Genomic DNA, 13,510 nt, shown 5'->3' with positions numbered 1-13,510 from the left:
GTGACGGTTCTCGCGATCCTCGTCCACCTCGCCGTGGCCGTCTCGTCCACCGCGCTGCTGGTCCGGGTGTCCAGGTCGCACCGCGGCCCCGGCCCCGGCGTCCGGGCACAGATCCACGACGTGTACGAGGCCGCCTTCCTCGGCGGCGGCCCGGCGCGGGTCGTGGACGCGGCGCTCGCCGTCCTGCACGCGGACGGGCGGCTGGCCATCGGCGGTCCGGGCATCGTCGTCGCCCAGCGCCCGGTCGCCCGGGACCTCGTGGAACGGGCCGTGTTCGACGAACTGGCCGCATCGCCCACGGGTGCGCTGCACACCCTGCGCCGCTCGGTGATGCGCAACCCCGCGGTGCAGGAGATCGGTGACGCTCTCGCCGCACGCGGGCTGATGCTCCCGCCAGGGGCGAACCGAGCGCTGACGGTCTGGGGCCTCTGCCAGGGGTTCGTGTGCGTGATGGGCTTTCCGTTCGCGTTCGTCGTCACGGTCCTGACCTTCATGCCCTCCGGCCCCGACGACTCCGGGATCCCCTTCATCGTGCTGGTGCTGCCGGCCCTGTTCGTGGGCATCGGGATCGGCTTCACGGCGGCCAACCGCTCGCGCCGCCGCATCAGTTCTGCCGGCCAGGACGCCCTGCGCTCCTTCGGGACGCAGTTCGCGCATCTGCACTCCCCCGCCCATCTCGTCGCCCTGTACGGCCTGCGCGGGGTGACGGACCCCTTCCTCCAAGCACAGCTGAGGACCGCGGCCCGGACTCCCGTGTCCCGGCAGGAGCGTTCGGCCGCGTTCGCGACCACCACCGCGGTCGTGTGGTGTGCGGCGGCGAGTCCGGGCGGCGGAGGAGGCTGCGGCAGCAGTTGCGGCTCGGGGTGCGGCGGTTCGTCGGGAGGGTCCGGTTGCGGCGGCTCGTCCGGCGGTTCGTCCGGAGGGTCGAGCTGCGGCGGCTCGTCCGGCGGTTCGAGCTGTGGGGGCGGCGGCAGTTCCTGACGGGTTCCCCGCGGCCGTGTCACGCGGATTCGTGCCCGCCGCGCGGGTTCCCGTGCCCGCCGCGCCGTCACCGGCCCCCGATGTCGTGTCCGGATCGTGGACGAGATGTGGCCCCGCGAGGGACATCTCGCGTACAACACGCCCATGCTCTCGCTCCTGTTCTTGTTCCTGGCCTGGTCAGCGGCGGGACTCAGCTGCGCCCGCCTGCGTCTCGCGGCGGTGGACACGGCTCGCCCGCCCAGCGCACCGCTCGGCGCACAGCGGGAGTTGACGCTCTACGAGGCGGCCTTCCTGGCCGGCGGACCGCAGCGGGTCACCGAGCTCACCCTCGTCTCCATGCACCGCCGGCGCAGACTGCTGCTGGCGCACACGGGCTGGGCCACCGTCGTGGACCCGGACGGCGAGGACGATCTGGAACGTTCGGTGCTCGGCGCCATCGGCCCCGCGGGTCAGGCGCGGACAGCGGCGGTACGGGCCGCCGCGTCCGCCGCCGACGCGGTGCGCACCCTCGCCGACCGTCTGGTCCACGCGGGCCTCACCGTCCCGGACAGAGACAGGACGCAGGTGGCGTCCGCCGTCCGTCAGGTGCGCGGCGCGACCATGCTCACCGCGGCGCTGGCGGCTCTGTCGGTGCTGATGGTCCCTCAGGAGCAGGGCGGCGGCGGGCCCGTGATCGTCTGGTTCGCGCTGCCGCTGCCCCTCACGCTCGGCGCTCTGGCGATCGCGCGGATCGAGGTGCATCCCTACACCCGGTGGGCCTCACCCGACGGCCGGCGTCTGCTGGGCAGCCTCGTCGGCACCGCCGACGGCAGCGAGCGGGCGTTCCTGACCGCGGTGGCGGTGCACGGCGTCGGGGCGGTCGACGACCCGTCGCTGCGGGCCGCTCTCAGCGTCGGCCCCACGAGTGGTTCACCCCTTATGGGTCATTGAGGCCGACACCCCATTCAGGTTCTTTACATGACTATCTGCTCCGCGAAGGATCTCCCTTTCCACGGCCGCACAGCCGCCGTCCGTACGAAGGGAACGCGATGAGAGCAGTGACGAAGTACGGGGCCGTGAGCAGCCTCGGCTCCTTGGTCATCACCGCACTGGCCGTCGCCCCGGCCGGCGGTACCACCACCCTCGACGCCGAGATGGAGGGGACGGCTGTCGCCGCGAAGCGGGCCGCCGACGCGGGCATCGTGTTCGGCACCTGTCCCAAGGTCGAAGGGCTGCCCTCGTCCGTCAGCTGCGGCACGGTCAAGGTTCCGCTGGACTACGCGGACCCGTCGGGCCGTCAGATCACCCTGACCGTCAGCCGTGTGAAGGCGAGCGGTGAGGCGACCGAGTACCAAGGGGCCTTCGTCTACAACCCGGGCGGCCCCGGCGCCTCCAGCATGTACTTCCCGATGGCGGCCCAGCTCCCGGAGTGGAAGCGGATCGCGCGGGCGTACGACATCGTGGGCTACGCCCCGCGCGGAGTGGGCCGTTCGGCGCCGCTGTCCTGCGAGGACCCGGCCGACTTCGGCAAGGCTCCGACGCCGTCACCGATGCACCCCTCCCCCGCGTACAAGACCGAGCGGATCGCGCAGGCGAAGGCGTACGCGGAGGGCTGTGCGCGCAAGGCCGGTCCCGCGCTGCGTCACTACACCTCGCTCAACAACGCCCGCGACCTCGACGTACTGCGGGCGGCGCTCGGCCAGCCGCGGCTGACCTTCATGGGCGCCAGCTACGGCACGTACTTCGGCGCGCTGTACGCGACCCTCTTCCCCTCGCACGTACGCCGCATGGTCTTCGACTCGGCGGTGAACCCGGACACCGACCAGATCTGGTACCGCAACAACCTCGACCAGTCACTGGCGTTCGAGAGCCGCTGGTCGGACTTCCGCGCCTGGGCCGCGCGGCACGACGGGACGTTCCATCTCGGCAGAACGCCGGAGCAGGTCATGCGCAGCTACGAGAAGGCGCGCGACCGTCTCGCCACGAAGCCGGCGGGTGGCAAGGTCGGCCCGGGCCAACTGCACGCCGCGTTCCTCGGCACCGGGTACTACGACGACGTCTGGGTGGCGCGGGCGACCGCGCTCTCGGAGTATCTGAAGGGCAACGAGAAGCCGCTGATCGCGCAGGCAGCCCCGCGGCCGGAGTACGCCGGGGACTCGGAGAACGCCAACGCCGTCTACACCGCCGTCGAGTGCAACGACGCCCCGTGGCCCACCGAGTGGGAGGTCTGGGACCGCGACAACACCGCACTCGCCCGCAGGGCGCCGTTCGAGACCTGGGACAACGCCTTCATGAACCTGCCGTGCGCATTCTGGACGGCGCCCCGGCAGGAGCCTCTGGAGGTCCGTACGAAGCGCGGGGCACTGCCGCCGACGCTGATCCTGGCGGCCGAGAGGGACGCGGCGACGCCGTACGAAGGGGCGCGCGAGCTGGCGCAGCGGCTGAAGGGTTCGGTGCTGATCACGGAGGAGGACTCCGGGACGCACGGCATCGGGGGCGGCAGCAACGAGTGCGTCAACGCCCACCTGGAGAACTACCTGCTCCGCGGTGAGACACCGGTGCGGCGCGCCTCGTGCGCGCCGCACCCGGAGCCTGACCCGGTGTCGCTGGAGCGGCGCGCCGCGCAGCCGAAGCTGCCGCACGCCGTCTGATCTTCCGGGTCGCCGAGGCCGGGTCCGCGGATGCGGGCCCGGCCTTCATGGTGTGGCGAGCCTCAGGCGAGGCCCGCCACCAGGTCGCCGACCGACTTGCGGCGGCCGGTGTAGAACGGGACCTCTTCGCGGACGTGCATCCGCGCCTCGGAGGCGCGCAGATGACGCATCAGGTCGACGATGCGGTACAGCTCGTCCGCCTCGAAGGCGAGCAGCCACTCGTAGTCGCCGAGCGAGAACGACGCCACGGTGTTGGCGCGCACGTCCGGGTAGCCGCGGGCCATCTTGCCGTGGTCGGCGAGCATCCGGCGGCGGTCCTCGTCGGGCAGCAGGTACCAGTCGTAGGAGCGCACGAAGGGGTAGACGCTGACGTAGTCGCGCGGCGTCTCGTCGGCCAGGAAGGCCGGGATGTGCGACTTGTTGAACTCGGCGGGGCGGTGCAGCGCCATGTTCGACCAGACCGGCTCCAGCGCCCGGCCGAGGCGGGTGCGCCGGAAGAGGTTGTACGCGTCCTGGAGCTCGTCCGCGGTCTCGGCGTGCCACCAGATCATGAGGTCGGCGTCGGCACGCAGTCCGGACAGGTCGTACGTGCCGCGCACGGTGACGTCCTTGGCGGCGAGCTGGTCGAACAGCTCCTGCACCTCGTCCGCGTACGCGGACCGGTCGGCATCGCCGGGGAGCACATCGCGCAGCTTGAAGACGGACCACAGCGTGTACCGGATGACCTCGTTGAAATCCTTGGCCTTCTTGCCTGCGTTCGGGATCTTTTCGGGCGCACTCATGAGGCTATTCTCCCGCCTGCCGACCCGTGCCTCGCGCCAGGGTGGGCGTGGCGATGATCTCCTCCGCGGCGCGCCGGCCGTCGGCGATGCAGGCGGGGATGCCGACACCGTCGTACGCGGCCCCGCAGATCCGCAGGCCGGGAAGCTTGGCGACCTCGTCGCGGATGCGGGCGACACGGGTCAGGTGGCCCACCGGGTACTGCGGCAGCCCGCCGATCCAGCGGGTCACCTCGGTGGCCACGGGGCGGGCCGCGATCCCGGTCGCCTCGCCGAGGTCGTCCAGGGACGCCCCGACGAGGTCGGCGTCCTCGCGGTGCAGATGCTCCTCCTCGCCGTACCGGCCGATGGAGGTGCGCAGGACGAACAGGTCCGACGAGCTCTCGCCGACCCAGCCCCACTTGTTGCTGGAGAAGGTGGAGGCCTTGATGGTGCGGTCGTCGACCGGCGGGACCAGGAAGCCGCTGCCGTTGGGCAGGCCCGTCAGGTCCGCCCGCCGGAAGGCGAGGGTCACCAGGGCCATGGAGGCGTACTCGATCCGGCCGAGTTCGGCGGAGGCTTCGGGCGACTCGGCGGAGAGCAGGGCCGAGGCCGACCAGGCGGGGGTGGCGAGCACCACCGCGTCGGCGGCGAACACCCCGCGGTCGGTGCGGATCCGCCACCCCTCGGCCTCGCGGCTCAGGCCCACGACGGGGGTCTCGGTGAGGATCTCGCCGCCGGCGGCGCGCACCGCGTCGGCGACGGCCCCCGGCAGCAGGCCGACACCGCCCGCGACGCCCATGAAGACGGGCCCGCTCTGCGGCCTTTCCCGCGCCCGGCGCTGGATCTCCGCCACGCCCTCCAGCAGCAAGTCATGGGTCCTGGCCGCCTCGAAGAGCTGGGGGACGGCGGCGCGCATCGAGATCCGGTAGGCGTCGCCCGCGTACACCCCGCCGAGGAGGGGCTCCACCAGGCGGTCGACGACCTCGCGGCCGAGACGGTCGGCGACGTAGGCGCCGACGGCGACATCGTCACCGAGTTCGACGGGGGCGAGGTCGCGCTCCTGCTCGATCCGGGCGATGCCCTCCGCGGAGAGGAGTCCGGTGAGGGCCTCGGCGGAGCCCGGCACGCCCATGACGTGCCCCTTGGGCATCGGGCGCAGCGCGCCGCGCGTCCACACGGAGGCGGTGGCCGTGGCGGGCGGCTGGAGCCGGTCGCCGAGCCCCACGGCGCGGGCCAGGTCGACGGCCTCCGGGCGGCGGGCGAGCATCGACTCGGCGCCGAGGTCGACGGCAAGCCCTTCGATCTCGCCGGTCTGCAGTTTGCCGCCCAGCCGGTCGGTCGCCTCCAGCAGCGTCACCCGCACTCCGGCGGTGACGAGCCGGTGGGCGGCCGCGAGGCCGGCGATGCCGCCGCCCACGACGACGACATGGCCGGTGGGGGCGCCCGTGTGCGCAGAAGACTCCATGTCCCCACTCTCTCAAACGCCGTTCCGAGTCCCGACCGTGACCGCTTCGGGACCGCAGGACGGCAACCCTTGCCGCGGGCCCGCCGTCGAACCGGTGACACTCACCGATGTCCCTGGGGGGGCCGACATGCGGGCTCGACGTACGTTCGCGGCACTGATGCTCACCGCTTCACTCGCCGTCGCCGGATGCAGTGGCGGGGCGAGCGACGACAAGGGGGAGAGCGCGGCGAAACCCGCCAGGCAGGAGGGGGCGGCGGGTTCCGCCGCGGACAGGGCGGAGCCCGACGCTCAGCACGCCGCGCCGAAGAAGCCGGTCACCCTCGCACCGGCGCACATCATCCGTACCGCGACGCTGGAGGTGGAGGTCGCGGACGCGCAGAAGGCGCTGGCCTCGGCCCGCAGCGCCGTCGAGACGGCCGGGGGTCATGTCGCGGACGAGTCGACGGAGCGGATCGACGACACGCAGGTGGCCTCACGGGTCGTCCTGCGTGTGCCGCAGGAGAAGTACGACGAGGTGCTGTCGGCACTGGCGGGCACGGGCAGGCTGCTGTCCCGCAAGGCGGACGCCAAGGACGTCACCGACCAGGTCGTGGACGTGGAGAGCCGGATCGCCACCCAGCGGGCGAGCGTGGCCAGGGTGCGGGCACTGATGGACCGGGCGACCAGGCTCGGCGACATCGTCGCGCTCGAAGGGCAGCTGAGCAGCCGTCAGGCGGATCTGGAATCGCTGCTCGCGCAGCAGGCCGCGCTCAAGGACCGCACCACGCTGGCGACGATCACCCTCTCCCTCTCCGAGAAGGAGAGGAAGAAGGAGGAGCGGCACGACGACGACCCGGGCTTCGTGGACGCGCTCGGCGGCGGCTGGGACGCGCTGGTGGCCACGGGCCGCTGGGCGGGCGTCGTGATCGGCGCGGTGGTCCCGTTCGCCGCGGTACTCGTGCTGCTGTACGCGCTCTGGCGCTGGGGGGTACGGCCGCGGCTGCCGCGGCGCGCGGCCACCGAGGCGGCGGCGCCCGCGCATCTGCCGTGGCCGGGCGACGGCAACGCGGATGGCACGGGATCCGGCCCGGTGCGCGGCCCTGGCCAGGACTGAACGGCCGCTCCCCCGTAGCGTGTTCCCATGGCAACAGAGCGACTGGTCATCGTCGGGGCCGATGCGGCGGGCATGTCCGCCGCATCGCAGGCACGCAGGCTCAAGGGCCCGGAGGAACTGGAGATCGTCGCGTTCGAGCGCGGCCACTTCAGCTCGTTCTCGGCCTGTGGGATCCCCTACTGGGTGGGCGGTGACGTACGCGAACGGGACCGGCTGATCGCCCGTACGCCCGAGGAGCACCGCGAGCGCTCCATCGATCTGCGCATGCGCACCGAGGTCACGGAGATCGATGTCGCCGGGAGCCGGGTGCGCTCGCGTGACCTGGAGAGCGGCGAGGTGGCCTGGACGGGCTACGACAAGCTGGTGATCGCGACCGGCGCGCGCCCCGTCCGTCCCCCGCTGCCGGGTATCGACGCGCCCGGGGTGCACGGCGTGCAGAACCTGGACGACGGCCAGCAGCTGCTGGACACGCTCGCCGGCACCGAGGGCCGCCACGCGGTGGTGGTCGGTGCGGGGTACATCGGCGTGGAGATGGCCGAGGCGATGCTGAAGCGCGGCTTCGAGGTGACCGTCCTCAACCGCGGTGAGCAGCCGATGATCACCCTCGACCCGGACATGGGCCGGCTGGTCCACACCGCGATGGACAACATGGGCATCACGACGGTGAACGGGGCCGAGGTCACCAAGGTGCTCACCGGTGAGGACGGCCGGGTCCGCGCGGTGGCCACGGAGGACAAGGAGTACCCGGCGGACGTGGTGGTCCTCGGCATCGGTGTGCGGCCGGAGACGGCACTCGCCGGGGCCGCGGGGCTGCCGCTCGGTGCGTACGGCGGGCTGCTCACCGATCTGGCCATGCGGGTCCGCGGTCACGACAACATCTGGTCGGGCGGCGACTGCGTCGAGGTGCTCGACCTCGTCTCGGGCCGCGAGCGGCACATCCCGCTGGGCACGCACGCCAACAAGCACGGCCAGATCATCGGGGCGAACATCGGAGGCGGGTACGGGACGTTCCCGGGCGTCGTCGGTACGGCGGTCAGCAAGGTGTGCGAGCTGGAGATCGCGCGGACCGGTCTGCGCGAGAAGGACGCGGCCGAGGTCGGACTCCAGTACGTCACCGCGACGATCGAGTCGACGAGCCGGGCGGGCTACTACCCGGACGCGGCGCCCATGACGGTGAAGATCCTCGCCGAGCGCCGCACGGGCCGGCTGCTGGGCACCCAGATCGTGGGCCGGGAAGGCGCGGGCAAGCGGGTCGACATCGCGGCGGTGGCGCTGACGGCCGGGATGACGGTGGAGCAGATGACCGCCCTGGACCTGGGCTACGCGCCGCCGTTCTCACCGGTCTGGGACCCGGTCCTGGTCGCGGCCCGCAAGGCAGTGACAGCGGTCCGCAAGGCGGGCTGAGCCGGGCCGGACCCTGCCGTGACCGGGCCACGGGCCCGGTCACGGCGGCGAGAACTAGCGAACGGTCCGCTCGTGGACGAACTCCACGAGCCGGGTCAGGGCGTCCGGGTCGGTCGTCGGGAGCACCCCGTGGCCCAGGTTGAAGATGTGGCCCTCGAGGTCCGACGCCGCGTCCAGCACCTCGCGGGTCTTCGCCTCCACCGCCTCGCGGGTGGAGAAGAGCACCGCCGGATCGAGATTGCCCTGGAGCGCCTTGCCGGGGCTGACGCGGCGCGCGGCCTCGTTCATCGGGACGCGCCAGTCGACACCCACGACATCGGCGCCGGCCTCGCCCATGAGGCCGAGCAGTTCGCCCGTGCCCACACCGAAGTGGATGCGGGGCACGCCGTAGGAGGCGACCGCGTCGAAGACCTTCGCCGACGCGGGCATCACCGAGCGCCGGTAGTCCGCGGGAGCGAGCGCGCCCACCCACGAGTCGAACAGCTGCACCGCACTGGCGCCCGCCTCGATCTGCACCCTGAGGAACGCGGACGTGATCTCCGCGAGCCGGTCCAGCAGATCCGCCCACAGCTGCGGGTCGCCGTACATCAGCGCCTTGGTGTGTTCGTGGTTGCGCGAGGGACCGCCCTCGACGAGATAGCTCGCAAGGGTGAAGGGCGCACCGGCGAAACCGATGAGCGGGGTGGAGCCGAGCTCCTGGGTGAGCATTCCCATCGCCTCGGTGACGTACCAGACGTCCTCGGGCGTGAGGTCGCGCAGCTGGTCGAGGTCGGCCCGGGTGCGGATCGGATCGGCGACGACGGGCCCGACGCCGGGCTTGATGTCGAGGTCGACGCCGATCGCCTTGAGCGGGACGACGATGTCGCTGAAGTAGATCGCGGCGTCGACCTTGTGGCGGCGCACGGGCTGCAGCGTGATCTCGGTGACGAGCTCGGGACGCATACAGGACTCGAGCATCGGGACGCCCTCGCGGACCTTCAGGTACTCGGGCAGTGAGCGGCCCGCCTGCCGCATGAACCAGACGGGCGTGTGCGGCACCGGCTCGCGCCTGCACGCCTTGAGGAAGGCGGAGTCGTACGTCTTCGGCTGCTGGCCCGAGGGGCATTCGTTGGCGCTCACGCCCCAAATCTTCGCACGGACGCCTGAAGTGGCTGCCCCGGCCCGGGTGTCCCTCCCTGCGCCGAGCCCCCGTTCCGCCTACTCTTCCCCGCATGGCTGCGGCTCAGGGACAGTTTTCTGATCATCCGGATCATTCCAACGACGCTGATGCGACGGACAGCGCGGAGGGGAACGCCGTCCCCCGCGCGTTCTCGCAGGCGGTCGACGCGCTGCGGGCCGCACGGCTGCGCCCCGAGATCGAGGTGGATCCGGCCCGGCCGCCACAGCGGCTCGCCCCGCATGCCTACGCGCTGGAGGCGGCGGTGGTCGACGGCGAGGACGATCTCGCCGACGGACGTCTTGTGCTGCTCCACGACCCGGCCGGCCACGATGCCTGGCAGGGCACGTTCCGGATGGTGACGCTGGTGCGGGCGGAGCTCGAACCGGAGATGGCCGCCGACCCGCTGCTTCCGGAGGTGTGCTGGTCGTGGCTGACGGGCGCGCTGGAAGCGCGCGGACTTTCGTACGGTGAGCCGAGCGGCACCGTCACCCGCGCGGGGTCTCACTATTTCGGTGGACTCTCCGACCGGCGGCCCGCTACGCAGATCGAGATCCGTGCGTCCTGGACACCGCGCGAGGGTCACGGCGGGGTGCCGGACTCGGGCGGACACCTCACTGCCTGGTGTGATCTGCTCTGTCAGATCGCGGGACTGCCGCCGACGCCGGCCGGTCCGGCGGACGCGGTGACGGGCGTGGTCTCCCTCCCCCAGCGGCGGGGCCCGCAGCATCGGTGAACGTTCACCCCGGTACGGCCCGCGACACTGTGCGCGGGCCGTCCTTCGTGCTGAGCCCGTACCGCTCTCCCCACCCGACCTCGCACGAACGGCCTGATGAGTTCGCTCGTAGGATGATCGATCACCCGTCCGAATTGCCCCAATTGTTACTCACTAAATCGTGATCATTCTCTAAAGGCGGCCGCGTTCGGTGCCGAAGAGATCAGTGACCTAACTGCACGGTTTCGCCCCGGCTTCCCCGAGCCGGTCCCGTCCCGCACCTTCCCCAGGAGGCCTGGTGTCCGTTCTTCTCGAGCAGCCCGCAAGCCTGGTCGCCTACCGCCCGAACAAGCCGACGGCCATGGTCGTCGTAGCCGACCCGCGCGTCCGCTCCACCGTCACCCGCCACCTGTGGGCCCTCGGAGTACGTGACGTGATCGAGGCGTCGTCCATCGCGGAGGCCCGTCCCCGCGTCGGCAACCCGCGCGACATCTGCGTTGCCGACGTCCATCTGCCCGACGGTTCCGGGCTGACCCTCCTGTCCGAGACCCGGGCGGCCGGCTGGCCGAACGGTCTGGCCCTGTCCGCCGCCGACGACATCGGCGCGGTGCGCAACGCGCTCGCCGGCGGCGTCAAGGGATACGTCGTCACCGGTACCCGTACGAACATCGGTCACCCCACCCGTCCCGGCGCGGCACCCATCGGCGCCGGAGCCGGCCGACTGCACCGCCGCCCCCCGGGTGCCCCGAGCCACCCGGGCGGCTACCGCGAGCTCTCCGGCCGTGAGGTCGAGGTGCTCCGGCTCGTCGCCGAAGGCCAGTCGAACAAGGCCATCGGCGTCTCGATGGGCCTGTCCGCGCTCACCGTCAAGAGCCACCTCGCCCGCATCGCCCGCAAGCTCGGCACGGGCGACCGTGCCGGGATGGTCGCCGTCGCCCTGCGCACCGGCATCATTCACTGATCGCTCCACATTTCTTCGCGCCCGTCGACGGAACGTTCCGTCGACGGGCGCTGTCCGTTCACAGATACCCTTGACACGTGACCGACGCCCAAGAGACCGCAGCAGAGACCGCACTGCGAACCGCCGGGGGCGCTCCCCCGGACGACGGCGTCGCAGCCGAAGAAGAACCGATCCCCTTGCTGGAGCCCCGCGAGGGGATTCCTCCGGTAGTCGCCGACGCCGATGCGCTGGCCGAAGTGATCGCCGCGTTCGCCGCCGGCACCGGCCCGGTCGCCGTCGACGCGGAGCGCGCGTCCGGCTACCGCTACGGCCAGCGCGCCTATCTCGTGCAGCTGCGCCGCGAGGGCGCGGGCAGCGCGCTGATCGATCCGGTCGGCTGCCCCGACCTGTCCGGTCTGGGCGAGGCGCTGTCCGGTACGGAGTGGATCCTGCACGCCGCGACACAGGACCTGCCGTGCCTGCGTGAAATAGGCATGCTCCCCACCCGGCTCTTCGACACCGAGCTGGCCGGACGGCTCGCCGGGTTCCCCCGGGTAGGGCTCGGCGCGATGGTGGAGTCCGTCCTCGGTTACGCACTGGAGAAGGGACACTCCGCCGTCGACTGGTCGACCCGCCCGCTCCCCGAGCCGTGGCTGCGCTACGCCGCGCTCGACGTCGAGCTGCTGATCGATCTGCGCGACTCGCTGGAGAAGGAGCTGGACCGGCAGGGCAAGCTGGAGTGGGCCCACCAGGAGTTCGAGGCCATCGCCTCGGCGCCGCCCGCACCCCCGCGCAAGGACCCCTGGCGTCGGACGTCGGGCATGCACAAGGTGCGCCGGCGGCGTCAGATGGCCGTCGTACGGGAGCTGTGGACGACCCGGGACCGGGTGGCCCAGCGTCGGGACGTGTCACCGGGAAAGGTGCTGGGCGACGGCGCGATCGTCGAGGCGGCACTAGCCCTCCCGGCGAATGTGCAGGCACTGACCGCGCTGCCCGGGTTCGGGCACCGCATGGGCCGGCGGCAGCTGGAACAGTGGCAGGCGGCGGTCGACCGGGCGAAGGCACTGCCCGACGCCGAGCTGCCGCAGCCGGGCCAGCAGCTCAACGGCCCGCCGCCGCCGCGGTCCTGGGCCGACAAGGACCCGGCCGCCGCCGCACGTCTGACGGCGGCGCGGGCGGCCGTCTCCGCGCTCTCGGAGGAGCTGAACCTGCCGCAGGAGAACCTGATCACTCCCGACACGGTCCGACGGGTGTGCTGGGAGCCGCCGGCGCAGCCGTCGGTCGAGGCGGTGGCGCAGGCACTGGCGTCGTACGGGGCGCGGCCGTGGCAGATCGAACAGGTCGCGCCGCTGCTGACGCGCGCACTGACGGCAACCGCGACGACCTGACGCACCGGGGGCCCCGCACGGCACGGGGCCCCGGGCGGAACCGGCAACAACCCGCACGCCGGTGGCGCGGCGCTCCTGCGGGGCGGGCTGGACGGTCGGCTCCGTCTGGTGGCCGAGGCGCGGGCCCGGGGCCAAGCCCCCCAGAACCCGCACAAGAGCGGCACGCACTGCTGGCTATCCCCCGCCGGACGGGCTGGACCGTCGGCCCCGCCCGGTGACCGAGGCGCGGGCCTCGGGGACGCAGCCCCGCCGGTACCTGCACCCCGGTGGCGCGGCGCTCCTGCGGGGCGGGCTGGACGGCCGGCCCCGCCCGGTGACCGGGGCGCGGGCCCGGGGGCCAAGCCCCCAGAACCCGCACCCCAGAGGCACGCCCTGCCGACCTGCCTGTCCCCCGTCGGATGGGCTGGACGGTCGGCCCCCGCCCGTGATCGAGGCGCGGACCCCGGGGCCAAGCCCCGCCAGAACCCACACACCGGCGGCCCGCCCTGCGGGCCGACCTGCCCCCGCCGGACGACGGGCTTGACGTCCCGGCCACCTCACCCGTGCGGGCCTCCACGCCAGTGGCGAACCCACGGGCCCACATCCCGCCGCCGATCGAGCGCGAAGCCGGCGCGGGACGACGCGAGAACCCGCACGCCGTTGGCCCGGCACCCCCCGCGGGCGTGTCCTCACACGCCGGCACGGCCCCCGCCCCGCCGGCTGTCGAGGCACGCCGCGCCGGAGCAGAACCCGCAGCAACCCGCATACCGGTGGCTCCACCCCGGCGGGCGTGTACTCCCCCGCCGGACGGGCTGGACGTACCGCCCGCAGAGCGCCCACGCGTCCGAACGGCGGAACGGCTGAAGCGCCTCACCCGGTGTGACGTTCGCCGCTCCCGTCCCTTGGGGTGGGCAGCTTGGTTACCCACAAGTAGCATGGCCGGAGGAAAGCGCGCGCTCAGCGCGCCCCGCAGCAGTGCCACCCCGCACCCTGGAGGA

At 72.6% G+C, this 13,510-nt stretch carries 11 protein-coding genes; 8 read left to right on the top strand and 3 right to left on the bottom strand.

Features of this window, described 5'->3' with window-relative positions; genetic code table 11:
• The 3 genes from ABTX78_RS04000 to ABTX78_RS03990 all read left to right on the top strand — a co-directional run bounded on the left by ABTX78_RS04000 (position 1) and on the right by ABTX78_RS03990 (position 3,611).
• On the top strand, positions 1 to 981 hold the full coding sequence (locus ABTX78_RS04000) for a TIGR04222 domain-containing membrane protein (RefSeq protein WP_352205235.1): 981 nt from the start codon (positions 1 to 3) through the stop codon (positions 979 to 981).
• A 144-nt stretch (positions 982 to 1,125) separates the two neighbouring features.
• Positions 1,126 to 1,911, top strand: coding sequence for a TIGR04222 domain-containing membrane protein (locus ABTX78_RS03995; RefSeq protein ID WP_352205496.1), 786 nt, complete (start codon positions 1,126 to 1,128; stop codon positions 1,909 to 1,911).
• 98 nt (positions 1,912 to 2,009) lie between these two features.
• Complete coding sequence (locus ABTX78_RS03990) at positions 2,010 to 3,611, top strand: alpha/beta hydrolase (protein WP_352205234.1); 1,602 nt, start codon at positions 2,010 to 2,012, stop codon at positions 3,609 to 3,611.
• 62 nt (positions 3,612 to 3,673) lie between these two features.
• On the opposite strand, the gene hemQ is transcribed toward ABTX78_RS03990, so the two are convergent.
• Together hemQ and hemG are read right to left on the bottom strand one after the other, a co-directional pair.
• Entirely contained in the window at positions 3,674 to 4,393 is a 720-nt protein-coding gene (gene hemQ / locus ABTX78_RS03985) for a hydrogen peroxide-dependent heme synthase (RefSeq protein WP_352205233.1), read from the bottom strand.
• A 4-nt stretch (positions 4,394 to 4,397) separates the two neighbouring features.
• Entirely contained in the window at positions 4,398 to 5,837 is a 1,440-nt protein-coding gene (gene hemG, locus ABTX78_RS03980; protein ID WP_352205232.1) for a protoporphyrinogen oxidase, read from the bottom strand.
• Between the two features lie 127 nt (positions 5,838 to 5,964).
• On the opposite strand from hemG, the gene ABTX78_RS03975 reads away from it, so the two are divergent.
• Both ABTX78_RS03975 and ABTX78_RS03970 read left to right on the top strand, forming a co-directional pair.
• Positions 5,965 to 6,930 carry a DUF4349 domain-containing protein gene (locus ABTX78_RS03975; protein WP_352205231.1) on the top strand — a complete coding sequence of 322 codons (966 nt, stop codon included), beginning with the start codon at positions 5,965 to 5,967 and terminating at the stop codon, positions 6,928 to 6,930.
• 27 nt (positions 6,931 to 6,957) lie between these two features.
• A complete protein-coding gene (locus ABTX78_RS03970) occupies positions 6,958 to 8,334 on the top strand; it encodes an FAD-dependent oxidoreductase (RefSeq protein WP_352205230.1) in 1,377 nt (458 codons plus the stop codon).
• 54 nt (positions 8,335 to 8,388) lie between these two features.
• Here ABTX78_RS03970 and hemE read toward each other — a convergent pair whose 3' ends face one another.
• The gene (hemE, locus tag ABTX78_RS03965) at positions 8,389 to 9,453 is read right to left on the bottom strand and encodes a uroporphyrinogen decarboxylase (RefSeq protein WP_352205229.1); all 1,065 of its coding nucleotides are present in this window, start codon (positions 9,451 to 9,453) and stop codon (positions 8,389 to 8,391) included.
• 92 nt (positions 9,454 to 9,545) lie between these two features.
• On the opposite strand from hemE, the gene ABTX78_RS03960 reads away from it, so the two are divergent.
• From ABTX78_RS03960 to ABTX78_RS03950, 3 genes are all read left to right on the top strand, one after another.
• A complete protein-coding gene (locus tag ABTX78_RS03960; RefSeq protein ID WP_352205228.1) occupies positions 9,546 to 10,226 on the top strand; it encodes a DUF3000 domain-containing protein in 681 nt (226 codons plus the stop codon).
• Between the two features lie 277 nt (positions 10,227 to 10,503).
• Complete coding sequence (locus tag ABTX78_RS03955; RefSeq protein ID WP_313943533.1) at positions 10,504 to 11,166, top strand: helix-turn-helix transcriptional regulator; 663 nt, start codon at positions 10,504 to 10,506, stop codon at positions 11,164 to 11,166.
• A gap of 77 nt (positions 11,167 to 11,243) precedes the next feature.
• A complete protein-coding gene (locus ABTX78_RS03950) occupies positions 11,244 to 12,533 on the top strand; it encodes an HRDC domain-containing protein (protein ID WP_352205227.1) in 1,290 nt (429 codons plus the stop codon).
• Positions 12,534 to 13,510 lie beyond the last annotated feature (977 nt).

This window comes from Streptomyces sp. NPDC096193 (assembly GCF_040302905.1).
Classification (GTDB): domain Bacteria; phylum Actinomycetota; class Actinomycetes; order Streptomycetales; family Streptomycetaceae; genus Streptomyces.
Note: the sequence above shows the minus strand (reverse complement) of the source record. Positions and strands in the feature narration are given on the sequence as shown.

What these genes read in the sequence shown, in the direction of transcription:
- ABTX78_RS03995 (WP_352205496.1), top strand. Translation starts at nt 1,126, where the DNA reads ATGCTCTCGCTCCTGTTCTTGTTCCTGGCCTGGTCAGCGGCGGGACTC.
- ABTX78_RS03990 (WP_352205234.1), top strand. Translation starts at nt 2,010, where the DNA reads ATGAGAGCAGTGACGAAGTACGGGGCCGTGAGCAGCCTCGGCTCCTTG.
- hemQ (WP_352205233.1), bottom strand. Translation starts at nt 4,393, where the DNA reads ATGAGTGCGCCCGAAAAGATCCCGAACGCAGGCAAGAAGGCCAAGGAT.
- hemG (WP_352205232.1), bottom strand. Translation starts at nt 5,837, where the DNA reads ATGGAGTCTTCTGCGCACACGGGCGCCCCCACCGGCCATGTCGTCGTC.
- ABTX78_RS03975 (WP_352205231.1), top strand. Translation starts at nt 5,965, where the DNA reads ATGCGGGCTCGACGTACGTTCGCGGCACTGATGCTCACCGCTTCACTC.
- ABTX78_RS03970 (WP_352205230.1), top strand. Translation starts at nt 6,958, where the DNA reads ATGGCAACAGAGCGACTGGTCATCGTCGGGGCCGATGCGGCGGGCATG.
- ABTX78_RS03960 (WP_352205228.1), top strand. Translation starts at nt 9,546, where the DNA reads ATGGCTGCGGCTCAGGGACAGTTTTCTGATCATCCGGATCATTCCAAC.